The organism is Pseudomonas citronellolis, from assembly GCF_001586155.1.
Taxonomy (GTDB): domain Bacteria; phylum Pseudomonadota; class Gammaproteobacteria; order Pseudomonadales; family Pseudomonadaceae; genus Pseudomonas; species Pseudomonas citronellolis.
Window position 1 is genome coordinate 2,893,839 of the sequence record NZ_CP014158.1, and the last position, 15,361, is coordinate 2,909,199.

The 15,361-nt window shown below is 61.1% G+C and carries 14 protein-coding genes and 1 riboswitch; of the genes, 2 read left to right on the forward strand and 12 right to left on the reverse strand.

Annotation, left to right across the window (positions count from 1 at the left end; translation table 11 throughout):
* Positions 1 to 8 precede the first annotated feature (8 nt).
* Positions 9 to 1,265: an MFS transporter gene (locus PcP3B5_RS12815; protein WP_237143090.1), complete on the forward strand. Its 1,257-nt coding sequence runs from the start codon at positions 9 to 11 to the stop codon at positions 1,263 to 1,265.
* Between the two features lie 9 nt (positions 1,266 to 1,274).
* On the opposite strand, the gene PcP3B5_RS12820 is transcribed toward PcP3B5_RS12815, so the two are convergent.
* The 4 genes from PcP3B5_RS12820 to PcP3B5_RS12835 all read right to left on the reverse strand — a co-directional run bounded on the left by PcP3B5_RS12820 (position 1,275) and on the right by PcP3B5_RS12835 (position 7,724).
* Positions 1,275 to 2,501 (reverse strand): MFS transporter, encoded by a 1,227-nt coding sequence (locus PcP3B5_RS12820; protein WP_203228548.1) that lies wholly within the window; start codon positions 2,499 to 2,501, stop codon positions 1,275 to 1,277.
* Positions 2,502 to 2,535: 34 nt separating this feature from the next.
* The gene (locus PcP3B5_RS31980) at positions 2,536 to 2,901 is read right to left on the reverse strand and encodes a hypothetical protein (RefSeq protein ID WP_061561465.1); all 366 of its coding nucleotides are present in this window, start codon (positions 2,899 to 2,901) and stop codon (positions 2,536 to 2,538) included.
* 31 nt (positions 2,902 to 2,932) lie between these two features.
* Positions 2,933 to 2,995, reverse strand: a riboswitch (Fluoride riboswitch).
* A gap of 356 nt (positions 2,996 to 3,351) precedes the next feature.
* Positions 3,352 to 4,917, reverse strand: a complete 1,566-nt coding sequence (locus tag PcP3B5_RS12830; RefSeq protein WP_061561466.1) for an ATP-binding protein — start codon at positions 4,915 to 4,917, stop codon at positions 3,352 to 3,354.
* Between the two features lie 803 nt (positions 4,918 to 5,720).
* Entirely contained in the window at positions 5,721 to 7,724 is a 2,004-nt protein-coding gene (locus tag PcP3B5_RS12835; protein WP_061561467.1) for a DNA topoisomerase III, read from the reverse strand.
* A gap of 379 nt (positions 7,725 to 8,103) precedes the next feature.
* Here PcP3B5_RS12835 and PcP3B5_RS12840 point away from each other — a divergent pair, with 379 nt between their 5' ends.
* Complete coding sequence (locus PcP3B5_RS12840; protein ID WP_061561468.1) at positions 8,104 to 8,472, forward strand: histone-like nucleoid-structuring protein, MvaT/MvaU family; 369 nt, start codon at positions 8,104 to 8,106, stop codon at positions 8,470 to 8,472.
* A 166-nt stretch (positions 8,473 to 8,638) separates the two neighbouring features.
* On the opposite strand, the gene PcP3B5_RS12845 is transcribed toward PcP3B5_RS12840, so the two are convergent.
* From PcP3B5_RS12845 to PcP3B5_RS30650, 8 genes are all read right to left on the reverse strand, one after another.
* Positions 8,639 to 9,034 (reverse strand): single-stranded DNA-binding protein, encoded by a 396-nt coding sequence (locus PcP3B5_RS12845; protein WP_061561469.1) that lies wholly within the window; start codon positions 9,032 to 9,034, stop codon positions 8,639 to 8,641.
* Positions 9,031 to 9,588 carry a DUF3158 family protein gene (locus PcP3B5_RS12850; RefSeq protein ID WP_061561470.1) on the reverse strand — a complete coding sequence of 186 codons (558 nt, stop codon included), beginning with the start codon at positions 9,586 to 9,588 and terminating at the stop codon, positions 9,031 to 9,033. Before PcP3B5_RS12850 ends, PcP3B5_RS12845 begins: the two co-directional genes overlap by 4 nt.
* A complete protein-coding gene (locus PcP3B5_RS12855) occupies positions 9,585 to 10,364 on the reverse strand; it encodes a PFL_4669 family integrating conjugative element protein (protein WP_061561471.1) in 780 nt (259 codons plus the stop codon). Before PcP3B5_RS12855 ends, PcP3B5_RS12850 begins: the two co-directional genes overlap by 4 nt.
* A gap of 162 nt (positions 10,365 to 10,526) precedes the next feature.
* Positions 10,527 to 11,711: an STY4528 family pathogenicity island replication protein gene (locus PcP3B5_RS30645; RefSeq protein WP_082816310.1), complete on the reverse strand. Its 1,185-nt coding sequence runs from the start codon at positions 11,709 to 11,711 to the stop codon at positions 10,527 to 10,529.
* Positions 11,712 to 11,713: 2 nt separating this feature from the next.
* Positions 11,714 to 12,274, reverse strand: coding sequence for a DUF2857 domain-containing protein (locus PcP3B5_RS12870; RefSeq protein WP_061561474.1), 561 nt, complete (start codon positions 12,272 to 12,274; stop codon positions 11,714 to 11,716).
* Positions 12,275 to 12,296: 22 nt separating this feature from the next.
* Positions 12,297 to 13,979, reverse strand: coding sequence for a ParB family protein (locus PcP3B5_RS12875; protein ID WP_061561475.1), 1,683 nt, complete (start codon positions 13,977 to 13,979; stop codon positions 12,297 to 12,299).
* 197 nt (positions 13,980 to 14,176) lie between these two features.
* Entirely contained in the window at positions 14,177 to 15,040 is an 864-nt protein-coding gene (locus PcP3B5_RS12880) for a ParA family protein (protein ID WP_061561476.1), read from the reverse strand.
* Positions 15,041 to 15,070: 30 nt separating this feature from the next.
* On the reverse strand, positions 15,071 to 15,283 hold the full coding sequence (locus PcP3B5_RS30650; protein WP_082816311.1) for an AlpA family phage regulatory protein: 213 nt from the start codon (positions 15,281 to 15,283) through the stop codon (positions 15,071 to 15,073).
* Positions 15,284 to 15,361 lie beyond the last annotated feature (78 nt).

Below are 15,361 nucleotides of genomic sequence, written 5' to 3' on the forward strand. Positions count from 1 at the left end.
AACGCCCCTTGGAAAAAAACGACATCCCTCAAAGCAGTACAAGTCGATCGACCTGGCTCAACAGAACCGTCGCGGGGGCGGGGTTGACCAGCGCCCTGGGCGACTTCTGCTACGAGACGACCACCGTGATCCTGCCAGGGTTCCTGGCGGTGCTCGGGGTGCCTGCCGCCGCGTTGGGTACCATCGAGGGGATCGCCGACGCTCTGGCTGCCTACACGAAGATGTTCTCCGGCTACATCGCCGACAAACTGGGGCATCGCAAACTGCTGGTCCTGGTCGGCTACGGGCTGACGCCGGTCGGGCAGGTGCTGCTGGCCCTGGCGCTAGGCTGGCCGCTGATCCTCGTCGGCCGGCTGGTTTCTTGGTTCGGCAAGGGGCTGCGCGGTCCGCTGCGCGATGCCATCGTGATCCAGGCGGTGACCGCCGATACCCGAGGCCGTGCCTTCGGTTTCCATCGGGCGATGGATACGCTGGGTGCAGTCATCGGCCCGCTGCTTGGCGTCGTCCTGTTGGGGTGGGCTCAACAACTCCCCTGGAGCGATGCGAGCGGCCCCTTCCGGCTGGTGCTGTGGCTGAGCGTTATTCCCGGCGTCCTTGCCGTGCTGGCGTTCCTGACTCTGGTCAAGGATCCGCAGCACTCCGCGAACCCCGAGCTGAAGTTCTTCCAGACCCTCAAGGGTCTGCCTCTGCGCTTCAAGCGCTACCTCGGGGCGGTCGGTCTGTTCGGCGTCGGTGATTTCAGTCACAGCCTGTTGATACTCGCCGCCACGCAGTTGCTCAGCAGCACGCTGGGTGTGGTCCAGGCGGCTCAGGTCGCCGGCCTGCTGTATGTCTGGCGCAACCTGGTCCAGGTCCTGACGTCCTATCCCATCGGTGTGTTGGCGGATCGGTTGGGCTCGCTACCGGTGCTTGTCGCAGGGTATGCCCTGGGGGGCTTGACGGCGTTGCTGGCAGCACTGGCCTTCTGGTCGCGGCTGGACAGCGTGCCATTGCTGGTGCTGCTCTTCACCGTTGCGGGCCTATACGTGTCGGTGCAGGAGGCCCTGGAGTCCACCGTGACCGCCGACATGGTGGAGCCGGAAACACTGGCTCTGAGCTACGGTGCGCTCGGCACGGTGAACGGTACGGCGAAGTTCGTTTCGAGCGCTACTGTCGGTTTGCTCTGGACCTCCGTTTCGCCCGTACTCGCTTTTCTGCTGGCGGCGGTACTGATGATCGCCGGTACTGGAGCGTTGGCGCGGATGTCCGGTACTGCCGGACGTTGAGGGGCCTTGCTACGGTGGTGCTGGTGGCGAGTAGCGGTCGTCGCCTGGGGCCAGATTCCCGATCTGCTGGCCGACGTACCAGAGGATTGGAACGGCTGCCAACTGGCTGAGCACGCAGAACGCCACGGTCGCCGCCAGCGAGTGATCGTAGAGGATGCCGATGAGACTGCTGCCGGCAAACCACGCGATGCCGTAGCCGGCGGTGAACAGGCCGAAGGCCGAGGCACGGCGGGTGCTGGGCACCATGGGGGCGACGGCGGCGGGGATGATGGATTCGTGCACGCCCATGCCCATACCCCAGATCGCCGCTCCCCAGAGTGCGCACCAGAAGCCGCCGAGCAGCGTCAGCGGGGCGAAGGCGCTGCTCGCCAGCGTCAGGCCGACCAGCACCTTGAAGCCGTAACGGTCGAACAGGCGGCCGAACAGCAGGGAGCCACAGCCGCTCACGCCCATCGCCACCGCGTAGAAGATTGCTATCCACTGTGTGGGCACGCTGTGGGTGCGGCTGAAGTGGTAGGCCATCAGCGGGTAGTCGGCGAAACCGGCCGCCACCAGCAGGGCGGCGCAGAAGTACAACCAGTAGGTGCGTGGCAGGCCGTTGTGTTGCGCCGGGTTGCCTGGTTCGTTCTCCATGTCCTGGGGGCGCGGGTAGAGCCAGCGCGTCAGCAGCACCAGGCCGATGTTGAGCGCGGCCGGCACCAGCAGCAGGGCGAAGGCGCTGCGGTAGTCCCCCTGGCGGGCGAGTACCGCCGCCACCAGCAGGGGGCCGAGCATGGCGCCGAACTGGTCGAGAGCCTCGTGGATACCGAACGTCCAGCCGTAGCCTCCGACCTGCTTGGCGGCCTGGGCCAGCATCACGTCGCGTGGTGGGTTGCGCACTGCCTTGCCGACCCGTTCCAGCACGATCAGTGCGGCGGCGCTGGGCCAGTCGTGGGTCAGGGCCAGTGCTGGGACGGCGCTCATCTGCAGCAGGTAACCCACGATGCTGATGGGCCAGAACTGCCCGGTGCTGTCGGCGAGCCGGCCCGACACCAGCCTCAGCCCATAGCCGAGCAACTCGCCGAGGCCGGTGACCACGCCGACCATGGTGGCTGTCGCCCCCAGCGTCGCCAGGTACGGCCCGATGCTGCTGCGCGCGCCTTCGTAGGTGAAGTCGGCGAAGAAGCTCAGCACGCCCATCAGCAGGATGAAGCGCAGGGCGGCACGCTGCGATCCGCCGGATGGCTGCGAGGCCACGCCGGGTCCGGGCTCAGGCTGGCTCGCTGAAGACTTACGCATACAGGTCGGTGCCGGATGCTATCGCCAACGGGGTGCCCTCGACGATGCGAAAGGTCCTCCCGCCGTCGTCCTTGCGTTCGACAAGGAGGAGTAGGCTATCTTCGGGCTGTTCCCGGTACAGGCTGTCGGCGAAGTTGTGGAGGTGGGGGGAGGAGAAGGGCTGGAAGTCGTGCTCGTAGCGGTCCGCGGTGATGGTGTCGACCGCTTGACTGAGGCTGAGGGAATATGGGCGCGAGCTGGCTAGAGATGGCCGTTGCACGCGGGGGAAGAGGATGCTGTGGAGTTTGCCGGACTGTATATCCGTGCTGAGCAGATCGACCGCGGAGGGGCCTGAAAGCAGCTGTGTGGCTGATGACATGATCCATTCCTCCGGGGACGGTCTCGTCCGGGGTCATGTAGGCATCATCAGCACGGGGGCGGTTATGAGGAGGAATGCCATCTCCTGCACTCACCCTAGCAGAGAATCTCCAGTGGGGTGAGGGGCTATTTTGATCGATCAGATCATCCAAACATACTGCTAGTAGTCGGCGCGATAATGTAATTGGAGTGGCGGGCATTTGTCCTAGCGGGTCAGAGCCAGGGCTCGGCGTGGACAGTGATGCGGTCGAAGAGATAGGGAACATGAGTGCCTGCCAGTTGATCTGACGGGCTACCAGTACTTAGTAGACTCTCATCCGCAGGGCGGTGCGAACCGAGTCAGTGGAAAATCGGAAGCCGGTGGGGCTCTGATTGAATGGGCAGGCAGCGTTGGCGCTGCTGGTGATCAACGGAAAAGAGAACGCTCCCGAAGGAGCGTTCATGGCCGCGGTCAGGATTTCACCTCCAGCAGTTTCCCTTCGCTATCGAAGACCAGTCGAACTACTGCCTTGGCGAGCTTGGGCTGGGAGGCGAAGCGCAGCGCGCGAGGTAGTAGTGCTTTTACGACTTCACTGGGCACCTGTGAGCAGCCTACGGCGATGAAGGTCGACAGCGTCTCGTCATCCTCCACTTCGGCATCCTCGTCGTATCGATCATCGAAGATGTAGTCGGATACGAGTGGCGTCACGCAGTCGGCGCTCGGTGTCAGGTAGAGCGTATCGTCCTGGCGGAGTGCCTTCACCGGGTACTGGCCTGGCTCACCTTTCAAGCTGACGCTCAGCGCTTCGACCAGGACCAGTTCGAGGGCCTCGGCCAAAGGAGGCGCGTCCTCGCGATAGAGTATGGCGCCATGGTGGACGCACACCTGATCAGATGTGGTGGTTCGGCGTACCTGCCGCAGCCAGTGCTGTTCATCGAGACGAGGTTCTTCCAGCAGGAAGGCTTGCCGCGCGGCGAGGTAGCTTTCCGCTGCCCACTCCTCGCGGCCATCGCTCTCGATGGACCAGACGCCTTTCTCCTCCAGCTCCAGGCGGGTCACGATCCCACTCAGCGGATGATGGTCCCAGAAGCGACGATAGCCAGGTGGCTCGCCCTCCCAGTTGCGGAACCATGCACGGGGCACGAAGGGGACGTCATTCAGCAGGTCCGCATTCGAGGATGACAGGCAGGTCTCGGCATACGACGACACGAAGTCGCTGCCCGACAGTTGCTCCTTGGCTTCGAACAGTGCCTGCCGGTAGGCGGCGTTGATGGCGTCCCGTATCCGCCGATTGTCCGTCTCTTCGTTGAGCAGGTGCTGGCGATCGGGCAGGCGAGCGATCATGTCATCGCGCAACAGTACGACCTGCTGCCTGGGATCGGTCGAGTAACGGCCGCCAAGGGGGAGCCCCTGAAGGAAGCAGCGCCGCCGTGACGGAGGGGGGGCGAGGTTGAGTAGAACCTTACCCACGGCTGTTTCAAGCCAGGGCAAGGTGGGGTCGGCCAAGGGTCGAGGAAGGTCGACACCGTTGAACGAGATGGGCACGGGGAATGCCTCGCATAGACGCTCTAGCTGTGCCGCTGCCCATTGCGACAAGGTGAGCGTAGCCTGCGGTGATTGCACGCCCTCCAGCTGTATTTCACTACCGAGGCGCGGTATGGCGGGATGAACCTCGATGGCATCGCCGTGGATGATGGCTGCAGTGGCCGCGCGGAAGGCCTGGTCGCGCGAATGTACCGACAGGTATTCGGCGAAGTAGAGGGTCGACAGGACACCGAGGCCGAATGCGTTCTCCCGCTCTTTCAGCTCTTGGTCCCAACCGGACTCGGCGATGAAGATCAGGGTTTGCAGGTCGGCAATGCCGGTACCGTCGTCGCGCACGATGAGCGTGTTGTTGTCGACGATGACCTCGATGTGCTGAGCCTTGGCCCGGCGAGCGTTCTGCAGCAGCTCACCCAGCATGGAGGCCGGGGTGAAGGCATGTCGCAGGTTGGCGATAAACTGATGCTGGTTGGTCTTGAGACGAATCGTACTCATGGCGTAGCTCCTGCTTGAGGGCCCGAAGGGGCGTGAAAGAAGAGGCCCGTGGGGCAGCGCGAGGGCGCTGCGGATGATTGAGGCGCGGAAGTAGATGGCATCGACGCCGAGGGCTGGCGTATGTCCGCAAAGGCGATGCGGGCGGACGGCTGTGGTCACTACGGGACGTAGCGCAACCTTGAAGACCTTGGTTGCCGGGGACGCTGACGAGCAGCGATACCTGCGGCAAGACTGGGGAACCTGGTCTGGCGTGTCGTGGAATTATCGGAAGGTGGGCGTGTCCGGTTCCTGTCGGTCACTGGGCTGCGCCTTCAATTGGTTGCGTGAGCGGCAGGAGAAGGCCGCCGAAGGCTGTGCCTCCGGCGTTTGAGGAAGTCGCCACAGTGGGCTGGTTGAACGGTCTGGCTGTCGTCAAAGCCATCCGTTGTCGCAGCAATCGCACTCGGCCCGTGTCGTGGCTGGGGCCGATACCCTTCGGCACGCATCCGCGCACAAAAGGAACCCGTTGTTTCGCCGGTAGGCGCCGGCACCGATTACCGTTTGACCCGGATGGGTCTCCTGGCAACTCGCTGGTAATTCGGCAAGGTGCCAGGGGACCCATCGCGGGCAACGGAAGAGACTGATCAGCTGAAGGGGCGTTCCGCGATTCTCGGAGGAGTGACCTTCGCACCGCACAGAGACAGCTGCAGGCTGGCGGGGGCACACCATTGCGGAAGGGAAGGTGTGCTTGGGAGGTCCCACCGGGCCGGCGGGACGTCTGCCGCAGTACCGAATACTGGCACGACAGAGGGGCTCAGGAAGTCTTAGCGCGTGACCTTCGTACGTGGCGAGCCTTGTCCGGCTGTCGGCTGCTCGATGGGGCGGGAACCCTTGCAGTCTGGGTAGCGACTGCATGACCAGAACGCGCCATTCTTGCCGGTGCGTTGGCGCATCGGTGCCTTGCATTGGGGGCAAGTGGGGGCTTTGGGTAGCAGGATGGCCAACGTGCTGTTGCGGTACTGCTGGACCAGTTGCCTCACCCATGAGGCCTGTCTGGAGATAAAGCTCTCCAGCGTCATCTGCCCGGTTTCGATCATATCCAGCGCCTGCTCCCAGAGTGCTGTAGTGCCAGGATCAGCAATCGCCGCAGGTACTGCATCGATGAGCGTGAAGGCGGCACCGGATGCGCGCACGGCACGACTTTTCTTCAGCAGGTAACCACGCCCGAGCAGGCCGTTGATGATGCTGGCACGCGTCGCCTCGGTGCCTATACCCGCAGTCTCCTTGAGCTTCTGCTTCAGGCGCGGATCGGTGACGAACTTGGCGACGCTCTTCATGGTCTTGACCAGTTCACCCTGGGTATAGGGCTTGGGCGGCTGTGTCTTCAAGCTCTTCAGGTCGACCTTGTTGACCTGGCAAGAAGTGCCAGCATGCAAAGGCGGCAGCACTTGACGCTGTGCCGTTTCCTCGGTCTGCGCGTCCTCTTCTGGGGGCATTGCCAGCGCTTCGCGCCAACCCATTACGGCAACCTGTTTACCAACGGCAATCAGCTGTTGCCCAGCACAGGTCAGCCGTACCTCTGTGCGATCGAACTCGCGGTGCGGCAGAAACTGCGCGAGGTAATGCCCGCGGATCAGGCGGTAGACCGCGAGTTCCATTTCGCTCATGGCCGACAGATTGGCGGGCTCCTGCGTCGGAATGATGCCGTGGTGAGCGGTTACCTTGCTGTCGTCCCAGGCGCGAGATTTCTGTGCCCTGTCCAGGCGGCCAAGCACTGACTGCAGGCCGGGATCGGTGGCGAGCAGGGCTGCAAGAACCGCTGGCGCTTCAGCGAGCATGTTTTCGGGCAGGTGGCCTGAATCTGAGCGAGGGTAGGTCGTTGCCTTGTGCGTTTCGTACAGGGCCTGCGCGATATCCAGCGTCTCCTGGACACCCAGCCCCAGCTGCTTGGAACACACCTCCTGAAGCGTCCCGAGGTCGAACGGCAGCGGTGGACCTTCGCATACGCGCTCCGTCTCGGCCGACTCGACGGTCGCACTGCCAGTTGTGCGAAGGCGCTCGTAGGCCTGTTGTGCCGTTGTCGGCTGCAGGCAGCGGCCGGCTTTGTCCACCGTGCTATTGGGAGGCGTCCAGGTCGCGATGAAGCTCTTTCCGCCATGGGACAGCTCGACATCGATTGCCCAGTAGGGGGCGGAGACAAAACACGCGATCTCACGGTCGCGATCCACCACCAGCTTCAGCGTTGGTGTCTGCACCCGGCCAACCGACAGCACACCGTCATATCCGACTTGCCGACCGAGCAGGGTGAACAGTCGGCTCAGATTCATGCCGATCAGCCAGTCCGCCCGGGCGCGGGCGAGCGCAGAGTGGTACAGCGGTAGCGTTTCGTTCGCTGGCTTGAGTGTACTCAGCGCCTTGCGGATGGAGGCATCGTTGAGGGCTGACAACCACAGTCGCTGGATGGGACCGCGGTAGCCACACAGCTCGATGAGCTCGCGGGCGATCATCTCGCCCTCACGGTCTGCGTCCGTGGCGATTACCAGTTCGGAGGCCTTGGCGAGGAACTGTCTGACGATCTTGAACTGCGCGGCGGTTGCCGGCTTGGGCTCGACACGCCATTGCTCAGGGATGATGGGGAGTTGGTCGAGCCTCCAGTGTTTGTACTGCTCACCGTAGCCTTCTGGCGGAACCGCCTCGACCAGGTGGCCGATGCACCAGGTGACGATGAGTCCGGTGCCGCTATAGCACCCAGCTCCGCGTTGCCTGGCGCCTAACACGCGGGCGATGTCCTTACCTTGGGAGGGCTTCTCGCACAGGAACACACGCATAAGTTCTCCAGGTCGCTGGCGATCATGGAATGACTGCCAGGGTTCCCGGATGTGGTGTACGGAGCAGCAAACTAGGCGGAGACAGTGAGCCCGCTTTCAGTAGAGAGAATGGCGAGTAGCTCGGTTGGCGAGTGCAAGGGTCAAAGGATCTTGGTCGAAGCTTGCGCCGTCATGAAAAGTCCAACTCCGATTGTCGTGCCAACAAACATGCGCTCATTGATGAGGAGAGGGGGCTCAACTCGTTATGTTGGATTGCATGAGTGTCTTTATATTTTATATAATTATCTCTTGCTTTCACTCTGGCTGCCATTAGGTTGGTTGTCTTATAATAATTTCGTAAGTTCATGCTTTTCCCTCTATCTAATAATAGGAGTCCAATATGTCCCGTCTGGCAGAGTTTCGTGCCGCCGAAAAGGCTCTTGCCGAGCAGCTTGCATACCTGGAGTCGCTCAAGAACGACTCGAGCCTGAAGAAGGAAATCGAGTTCGAAGAAAAGCTGAAGAAGCTGATGAGCACTTATGGCAAAAACCTGAAAGATATCATTGGGATCCTGGATCCGGCAGCTGGCGTTGTTGGCCGTAAGGTCAACCACAAGGTCGATGCGCGGCGCAAGGCGCGTGTCGTAAAGGTCTACAAGAACCCTCACACCGGTGAAACTGTGGAAACCAAGGGTGGGAACCACAAAGTGCTGAAGGCATGGAAGACCGAATACGGTAACGATACCGTCGAGTCCTGGTTGGTCAAATGATGGGAGGACCAGTGAGTGGTCCTTCCGAATGGGTCTTGGTTGTAGGGGGCGAAATCGTGCCCGGTGCTGCTGACCAGTAATATCGTTTAGAGAGCGCGCTGGAAATCCGTGGATCTCGGTGTAGCTATCCCTGGGGGATAGCTACACCGAGTTCTTCGACCTTCAGTTATTCGCCTGCGGTACCTGCGTCGGCTATCGGTTTCGGGCTCAGCACGACCGACTCCAGCCGATAGGGCAGTATCCCGACCCGTCGAGCCTCGATCTTGAAGGTCACTCGTTCGTTCTCGTCGGCATCTTCCCACTCGTCACGTGCAGTGCGTCCTTCGACGAGAACGCGCATGCCTTTCTGGTATAGCGACCGCCAGTGCTCGGCGTCACGATGCCACAACTCCACAGGCGCCCAGTAGCCACCGCGGTCCTCAAATCCGTCCTTGGTCGGAACAGGATTGTCGAAATAGACGTTGAGGCGCAGTAGGCGTCGCGGCTCGTCGTTGCCGTTAGGAAACTCCCGGTATTCTGGCGCCGAGCCGATATTGCCCTCGCCAACGAAATGAGTGCTCATGGTGATTCCTCGGGGTGGGTGGTGCGGATGGGCAGGTCGTGACGGTAGACACGCTGCAGGTAGGTCGATTCGGCGCGGGCTACCTTGTTGGCGCATTCCTGGGCTTGGCGGCCCAGCGTGTGCAGCAGGCTGATTTGCATGTTGAGGACGATGCGCTGGACTTCCATCGCATGGAGGTCGTCGATCAGCGATTCGGGAGTGGAATGGCTGGTGATCAGTTCTTGCCACAGGGCCACGCCCATCGCCGAACGGTCGGGCTTGCGCCAGCGCAGAAACACGGTTCCTGCGCCAGTCGTCTGCTGGGCCAGTTGTACAGGCAACAAGCGGAAGGGGTAGGCGTTGGCCTGCGCCAGTACGCTCCGCTGCGCCAGCGCGATCAGCTCGTCACGTAGCGCGTGGCACTGGCTGGCCCACTCAGTCAGCGTCCCCTTACCTTTAAAAGGAAAGGGACGTAAAAGGCCTTTTAGAGAGGCTGCGTGTTCCAGTCTCTGGAAGTCAGCCTGTTCCAGGGGGATAAAGCGACGGGCTGCCGCAGATGCCGAGGTGTTCGTCATGCTGGCGCATCTTCGCTGTCGTTCGCCCCAGTCGCCGGCTCATCGGCGCTTTCAGCCGGGAAGTCGTCATCGCCTGCGGCAAGTCCTGCAGAGGTCGTCAGTGCCGAGCGCCGAACGATGGGTGGCGCATAGCGAGAACGACGGACACCTTCGAGCACGTCTTGCGGCAGTTCGCCGAACTTCTCGATCGCCGCTCGGGCTGCGGCATTTTTCGCCGCGAAGTCGTCTCTGGTGCAGCCAGAGAATCGGTATTGCTGGGCCAGGCTGAACAGGCTGCGCAGCGCGTGGGCGCCCTCGTTGAGCCACCGCTCCAACGTCGAACGGTCGATCAGCGCGGTATGGTGCGCAAGGATCAACTTGCGGGCCAGGTTGTCGTAGTCGGCCAACAGATAGATCGCCATGAAGCCCAACTGCGCATTCACGAACAGCTGTAGCCGGACTGGCTGGATATTCAGATTTTCCCCTAGCGAGATGGCTGAGGGGATGTCGGCCAGAGCCAGGTCGATCTGTTCGCGCAGGGCCTGGAGGGTTTCCTTGGTCTGCGCCAACTTTTCCTCGATTCGCAGCATCCACCAGTCGCTGTAAGGATCGTCCTGCTCGGCGCCGCGCTTCATCTTGTTCATCACGGCGATGAAGCCATTGAGGCCGACGATACCGGGCCGACCTTCCGCGGGGGCGCGGCCGTGCCAGACCCGTGAGGCATGATGGGTATGCAACGTCAGCGACATCGGTGCACGAAGGGACCCAAGGTTCAGTTGCAGGGTGTCGTTGGCCATGAGCTCGACTCGCCGTCAGGGGAACGAGTCGTCAGCGTGCTGGGGGAGGGGAAGGCCGTCAGTCAACTAACCGTACCGACACACAGCCAGGTTTGCTGGTAGAGGAAGTCCCCCTGTTCCACCTATCCCCTGGGGATAGTGCTACTGAGTTCTAGTGGGCTTTCATCTCTTTCGCCCAAGTAGTGCATGCAACTGCGCTAGATGCATCTGGGCAACACCGGGAGTGGCTGGCTGCTGGTCTGGAGGCTCGATATTTTCATCGCTCTCGGAGGTGTTCCTACCTTGTCCAGCCCAGACCTTGAATTCGCCGCGGATGGCTTTTTGGATGATGCCGAACAGATAGCCGGCCGGCTTGCGCACATCATTGCCACGGCAGCGCGCCGCCCACTCATCCAGAACGGCTTGTCGCAGCTCGGCTTCTACTTGTTGCAAGGCCACTAGTGCCCCGGCCTGTTGTTCATCCTTCAAGGCCAGGAAGCGTTCCGGTAACCGCAGGTCCTGGTGAGCTCGCGCGTACGGCTCCGTACGTACAGATCTTTTTATACGAGTACTCAGTACTTCAGTACGGTCCTGCTTCGGATGCCGAAGAGGGCCGGTTTGACGGGATTTGCCACCTACTTCGGAATCCGAAGAGGGACTTCCACCATTCCGAAGAGGGGACTCGAGGAGCTCACCGGATTCGTGTTTGTCCGCCTCTTGGGGAAGGACGTTGCCTGCTTCGACTCTGCTTTGCGCCATGCGCTGGGCCAGCACCTGCAGTCGTGTCGGCAGAGGGCGGCCACTGAGCAATGGGTCTTCGGCGAGCTCCCGAATGGCGTAGTACCCGACCTGTCGGATCGCTTTGCTGGCATGGTCGAGTGAGTGGCTGACCAGGCCCAGATACTCTGGATCGAGCTGCATGGCTTCGTAGGGGGTCAGGGGCTCGTCGTGTAGAACGTAGAGGTTGCCGAGGAGGCGACCACTTTTGCTGTCTCGCCGCCGGCGCACGAGGCTGAGCCAACGGGTCAATCGCAGCAGGGTGAGCGTTCGGGCTACCGTTTCGTGCGAAGCCTGCTCCGCACAAGGGGTCGAGGCTAGGTACAGGCGTAACTGGTCGTAGGTTGGAAATGCGGTCACGCCGTCGGCATTAAGCAGGAGTCGAAACACCTGCCAGGCATTGCGCTCCAGCGGGGTCAGACGCCGGTCGAGGAGTAGGGCGCGGGGGACGCTCTCCTGGCGGTTGCCACTGTAGAGAAAACCATCGCCGACTGACGACGAACTCTGAGGTGGCGCCAGGCCTCGTAGCGCGTCCTCGAGCAGAGCGGATAGAGGCGAGGGACCGACAGGTGGCCAATCGGACGAGGCCATGGTTACACCAAGCCTTGGTCGATCCAACTCCGTATCGCGGCCCAGATGACCGACATGGGCAAGGACAAGGCTTCGGCCAGATCCATCGTCAACGCAAGCATGGCACTGTCGTCTTCCAGCGGAATACCACGTTCACTGATGCCAGATTTCCAGTGTTTCCATAGAGATGTTTCCTGCTCTTCGCTCAGTACCGGATGACGCCCCTTGCGCTTGGGCAGGCCGATGACGTCACGACGTAGAGCAACCTCCTGGTGGGTCAAGCCGTAGAATTTGCTGACCATCTCAGTGCTGGCGCCCAGGCGCAGCATGCGGTCGACCGTGGCGATCTCGTGCTCGATGTCGTCCAACTGACCGACCAGCCGCCAAAGGATCTCCGTATTGACCTTCACGGTGCACCAAGGCACCTGAGCGTTGGTCAGCAGGCTCACCAATGCCGGTTGCTTCAGGACATCCAGTTCACGCTCGCTGAATCCCATGGACAGGCAGCGGCGAAGCTGGCCGTTGCGTAAGTCGTGCAGAACCTGCGCGACAACAGCCTGGTTCAGCGGATGAGGTGCCGACATAAGTGTGTCCCTCCAGCCTCACTCAGTGGTCAGGGTCGTCAGGCTTGGTCTCCAGATCGAAGAGGCGGCGCGCGAGCCGAATCAGGCGGTACAGCTTGACCAATCCATTGTCACTCAGGCGGGGAGAGGGGCCCGAGGTCATGTTTCTGTTGCCCAACAGCAAGCCCCCAAGATGGTTCTCCAGATGGCGGTATTCCTGATCTAAAAGGGGAGATCCGAGGGAGTTGCAAAGGGCGTGCATGAGCTCCAGCAGTGCATAGCCAAATACGGTCATTGGACTGGCCGCCGAAGGTGATACGCAAAGGAAGCCGATGCCGATGTCGGCGGCTTCAATGAGGTCAGCCAGACCGGCCTCCGAAGCAATCTCACGAGCGAACTGGGCAATGTGGATGCGTAGCCGATCAGGTGTGTCCAGGCTCGTATCGATGCGCCAGATATCGGTGATCGGGAAGAGCCCCCCGGCCTGCACGGGGATAGCCTGCAGCACATTGTCAGCAAACACGGGCACGGACTCTCCGGTGTGCTCTGCGACCAGTTGCTGGATGGTGTGCAGGCGCTCCGTATTGGGGGCAGGGGAGACAATGCTCTCCCGGAGACACTGCTGCATGCTGTCGTCTGACAGCGGCGCCTCCTGTTGTGCGTGCACAGGCTGAGGAAGCGCTGCGGGCATCTCGGTTGATGTTGAGGGCGTTACCGAAGCAGGCTTTCTTACACCTTTATCGCGCATGGGCGAGGGAGTGGAGTCGGGATGGACAGGCTGGCTCGATGGCTCCATGAGCTCAGCAGGCGAGGTAATCACTGGGGGGCTGGTAACGACCTGTTGGCGATGTTCGATGTTGTCGATATCCAACTCCAGAGCGTTGTAATCGACGCCGAACAACTCGGCCATGCGACCGATGAGTTCATCCCTGGCCCGACTGACAGAGAAGCTACCGGGCATCGCATCGAAGGGGATCAGGACATCATGAAAGAGTGTTTCGAATTCGATACCAGGTGCTTGTTTGCCGGCTTGTTTCTGCCAGGTGATCTCGGCGGCCTTGCGCAGTACTGCCAGCTTCTCCACCTGGTGCCGTCCTAGGCCGCTGTAGAGGATATTGGGTATCACCGGTAGCAGGTAGCGTACGGTGTCCTGCATGCGGCTGATGTGAGACTGCTGGATTGGGTAGCCATCGGCGCTGAGGCGACGGGCTAGTTCGGACTGTGACAGGGGCTTGCCATCTTCCTGCTCGTAGAGTTCTCGGGCGTTCTCGACCCCGAGCGCCCGCTCAATGAAGGTCAGTCCGCCATGCAGTTCGCTTTCTGCCAGGTGTCCGGTCAGCGCGATGATTTCGCCGCGCTCGGGCCATGGACGGAACAGGCAGGGAATGCGGAAGAAACGCTCATCCTTCGTCTCGGCCCAGAGCTCGCGCAGAATGGCCAGGCGGGTGTTGCCGCCATTGCGGATGATGTAGTGAGTTGTTCCAGGACGCTGGGTAATCGAAGGAGGAGCATCGAGGCCGCGTTCCCGGATTGAAGCCTTGATCGCATCGTATAGAGGATTCCGGACGATCCGCGGGTCGAGTTCGTAGGGGCGCAATTCGTCCAGAGTGACCACCATGGGTGTCTCGACGATAGGGGCACTCAAACTTTCTGCCGTTGGACCGGTGTGTGAGAAGCCTTCGGCCAGGAGCTTGCTGGCGAGTTCCTGCGACGTGAGGTTAGCCATTCCAACCTCCCGACCGGTAGCGCTTGCTGTCAGTTCGTAGGAGGTAGGAAGTCTTGCCCATTGCCATGTAGGTAAAAATCAGTGGTAGGTCGTGCTTACGCAGTAGCACTCCCCCAATCGGGCAATGGCGTACCTCCCGGCCTTTGTCCAGTGCGAACTCAACGAGCCGGAGTAGCCATTTCTTGCACTGGCAAAGGTCATGAGCGCTCGGCATGAGGAGGCCTGCCAGTGACTCGCCCGGTCACGCCGAGAAACCGTTCCTGCCACTGTGGGCAAAGCTCGATAGCCAGAGCTCGCATGGTTTCCAGTGCAGCAGGCGCCTGGCGTCCCCATGGCCGCCGATACTCGATCCGGTGTGCTGGTTGGCCGGATGTCGCGGCACGCGGAAAGGTCTCAGTGGCAGGTATCTCCGTATCCAGTACCTTGACCTCGCTGTGCTCGCGGAAGATAAGCCGCAGTGTTTGCTGAACCAGCCTTGCGTTCGATGAAATGGCAGGCACTCGGTTGATCAGCAACTGCAGTGAGGGGGGCTCAATACCCAGATAGCGATACGGGGCTATGGCGTCGAGCAGTTGCAGCGTGCCTCGTTGTAGTTCGCGTGCCGCGAGAATCTCCGGCGTGATAGGGGAGATGGCCATATCGGCGGCCAACATGGCCATCTCCAATATGACGCTACGTGCGCCTTGGGTATCGATCAGCAGCAGGTCGTAGTGCGGTTGAAATAGGGGAAGCAGGTTACGCAGGCGTAGCCGGCCATCTGCGGCGTGGAGCAACAAGGAGCCCAACTGCTGGTGCTCGTCGTTGGACAAAACCAGATCGAGGCCTGTGATGGTTGTACTCGATACTAGTTGCGGCAAGGCTCGCTCGTTGAAGGCGAGCAACTCGTAGATGCCGCCGGCGGCGCGGTAAGTCAACTCGTAGTAAGAGGACAGCGTGGGCTGTACATCTAGGTCGACTAGCAGTACGCGCAAGCCGGCATCGGCAATGAATCCGCCCAAGTTGGCTGCCACTGTGGTTTTCCCCACGCCGCCTTTGGTCGAGATGATGGCGATCACTTGCATTGCATGTTTCTCGCAAACTGTTGTTCGGCGTTAAGCTTTTTCTGTGAGGCGTTCAGAAATCCATTGTGCGATTTCCATAGAGTCCCAACCTACTGCACGTAGCCCTATTCGCCTGGCTTTGGGGAATTTTCCTTGTTTCATCAGGTTATAAATATGCGCACGTTTAAAACCAGTTATCCGTTCTACCTCTTCGCGTCGCATGATGTGGCGTTCGGCTGACTGCGTAGTAACTGGATGGTCCATGGCATCACTCCTCGGCGCTCGATAGCGCATGAAGGGAAGTGGAGGCCAGTCAATAGCATGTGTACGGTGAAGTCATTG

Bases quoted from the DNA above. Each gene is read 5' to 3' on its own strand.
- PcP3B5_RS30645 (WP_082816310.1), bottom strand. From the start codon at position 11,711: ATGGCCTCGTCCGATTGGCCACCTGTCGGTCCCTCGCCTCTATCCGCT.
- PcP3B5_RS12840 (WP_061561468.1), top strand. From the start codon at position 8,104: ATGTCCCGTCTGGCAGAGTTTCGTGCCGCCGAAAAGGCTCTTGCCGAG.
- PcP3B5_RS12875 (WP_061561475.1), bottom strand. From the start codon at position 13,979: ATGGCTAACCTCACGTCGCAGGAACTCGCCAGCAAGCTCCTGGCCGAA.
- PcP3B5_RS12855 (WP_061561471.1), bottom strand. From the start codon at position 10,364: ATGGCCAACGACACCCTGCAACTGAACCTTGGGTCCCTTCGTGCACCG.
- PcP3B5_RS30650 (WP_082816311.1), bottom strand. From the start codon at position 15,283: ATGGACCATCCAGTTACTACGCAGTCAGCCGAACGCCACATCATGCGA.
- PcP3B5_RS12880 (WP_061561476.1), bottom strand. From the start codon at position 15,040: ATGCAAGTGATCGCCATCATCTCGACCAAAGGCGGCGTGGGGAAAACC.
- PcP3B5_RS12850 (WP_061561470.1), bottom strand. From the start codon at position 9,588: ATGACGAACACCTCGGCATCTGCGGCAGCCCGTCGCTTTATCCCCCTG.
- PcP3B5_RS12830 (WP_061561466.1), bottom strand. From the start codon at position 4,917: ATGAGTACGATTCGTCTCAAGACCAACCAGCATCAGTTTATCGCCAAC.
- PcP3B5_RS12835 (WP_061561467.1), bottom strand. From the start codon at position 7,724: ATGCGTGTGTTCCTGTGCGAGAAGCCCTCCCAAGGTAAGGACATCGCC.
- PcP3B5_RS12845 (WP_061561469.1), bottom strand. From the start codon at position 9,034: ATGAGCACTCATTTCGTTGGCGAGGGCAATATCGGCTCGGCGCCAGAA.
- PcP3B5_RS12870 (WP_061561474.1), bottom strand. From the start codon at position 12,274: ATGTCGGCACCTCATCCGCTGAACCAGGCTGTTGTCGCGCAGGTTCTG.
- PcP3B5_RS31980 (WP_061561465.1), bottom strand. From the start codon at position 2,901: ATGTCATCAGCCACACAGCTGCTTTCAGGCCCCTCCGCGGTCGATCTG.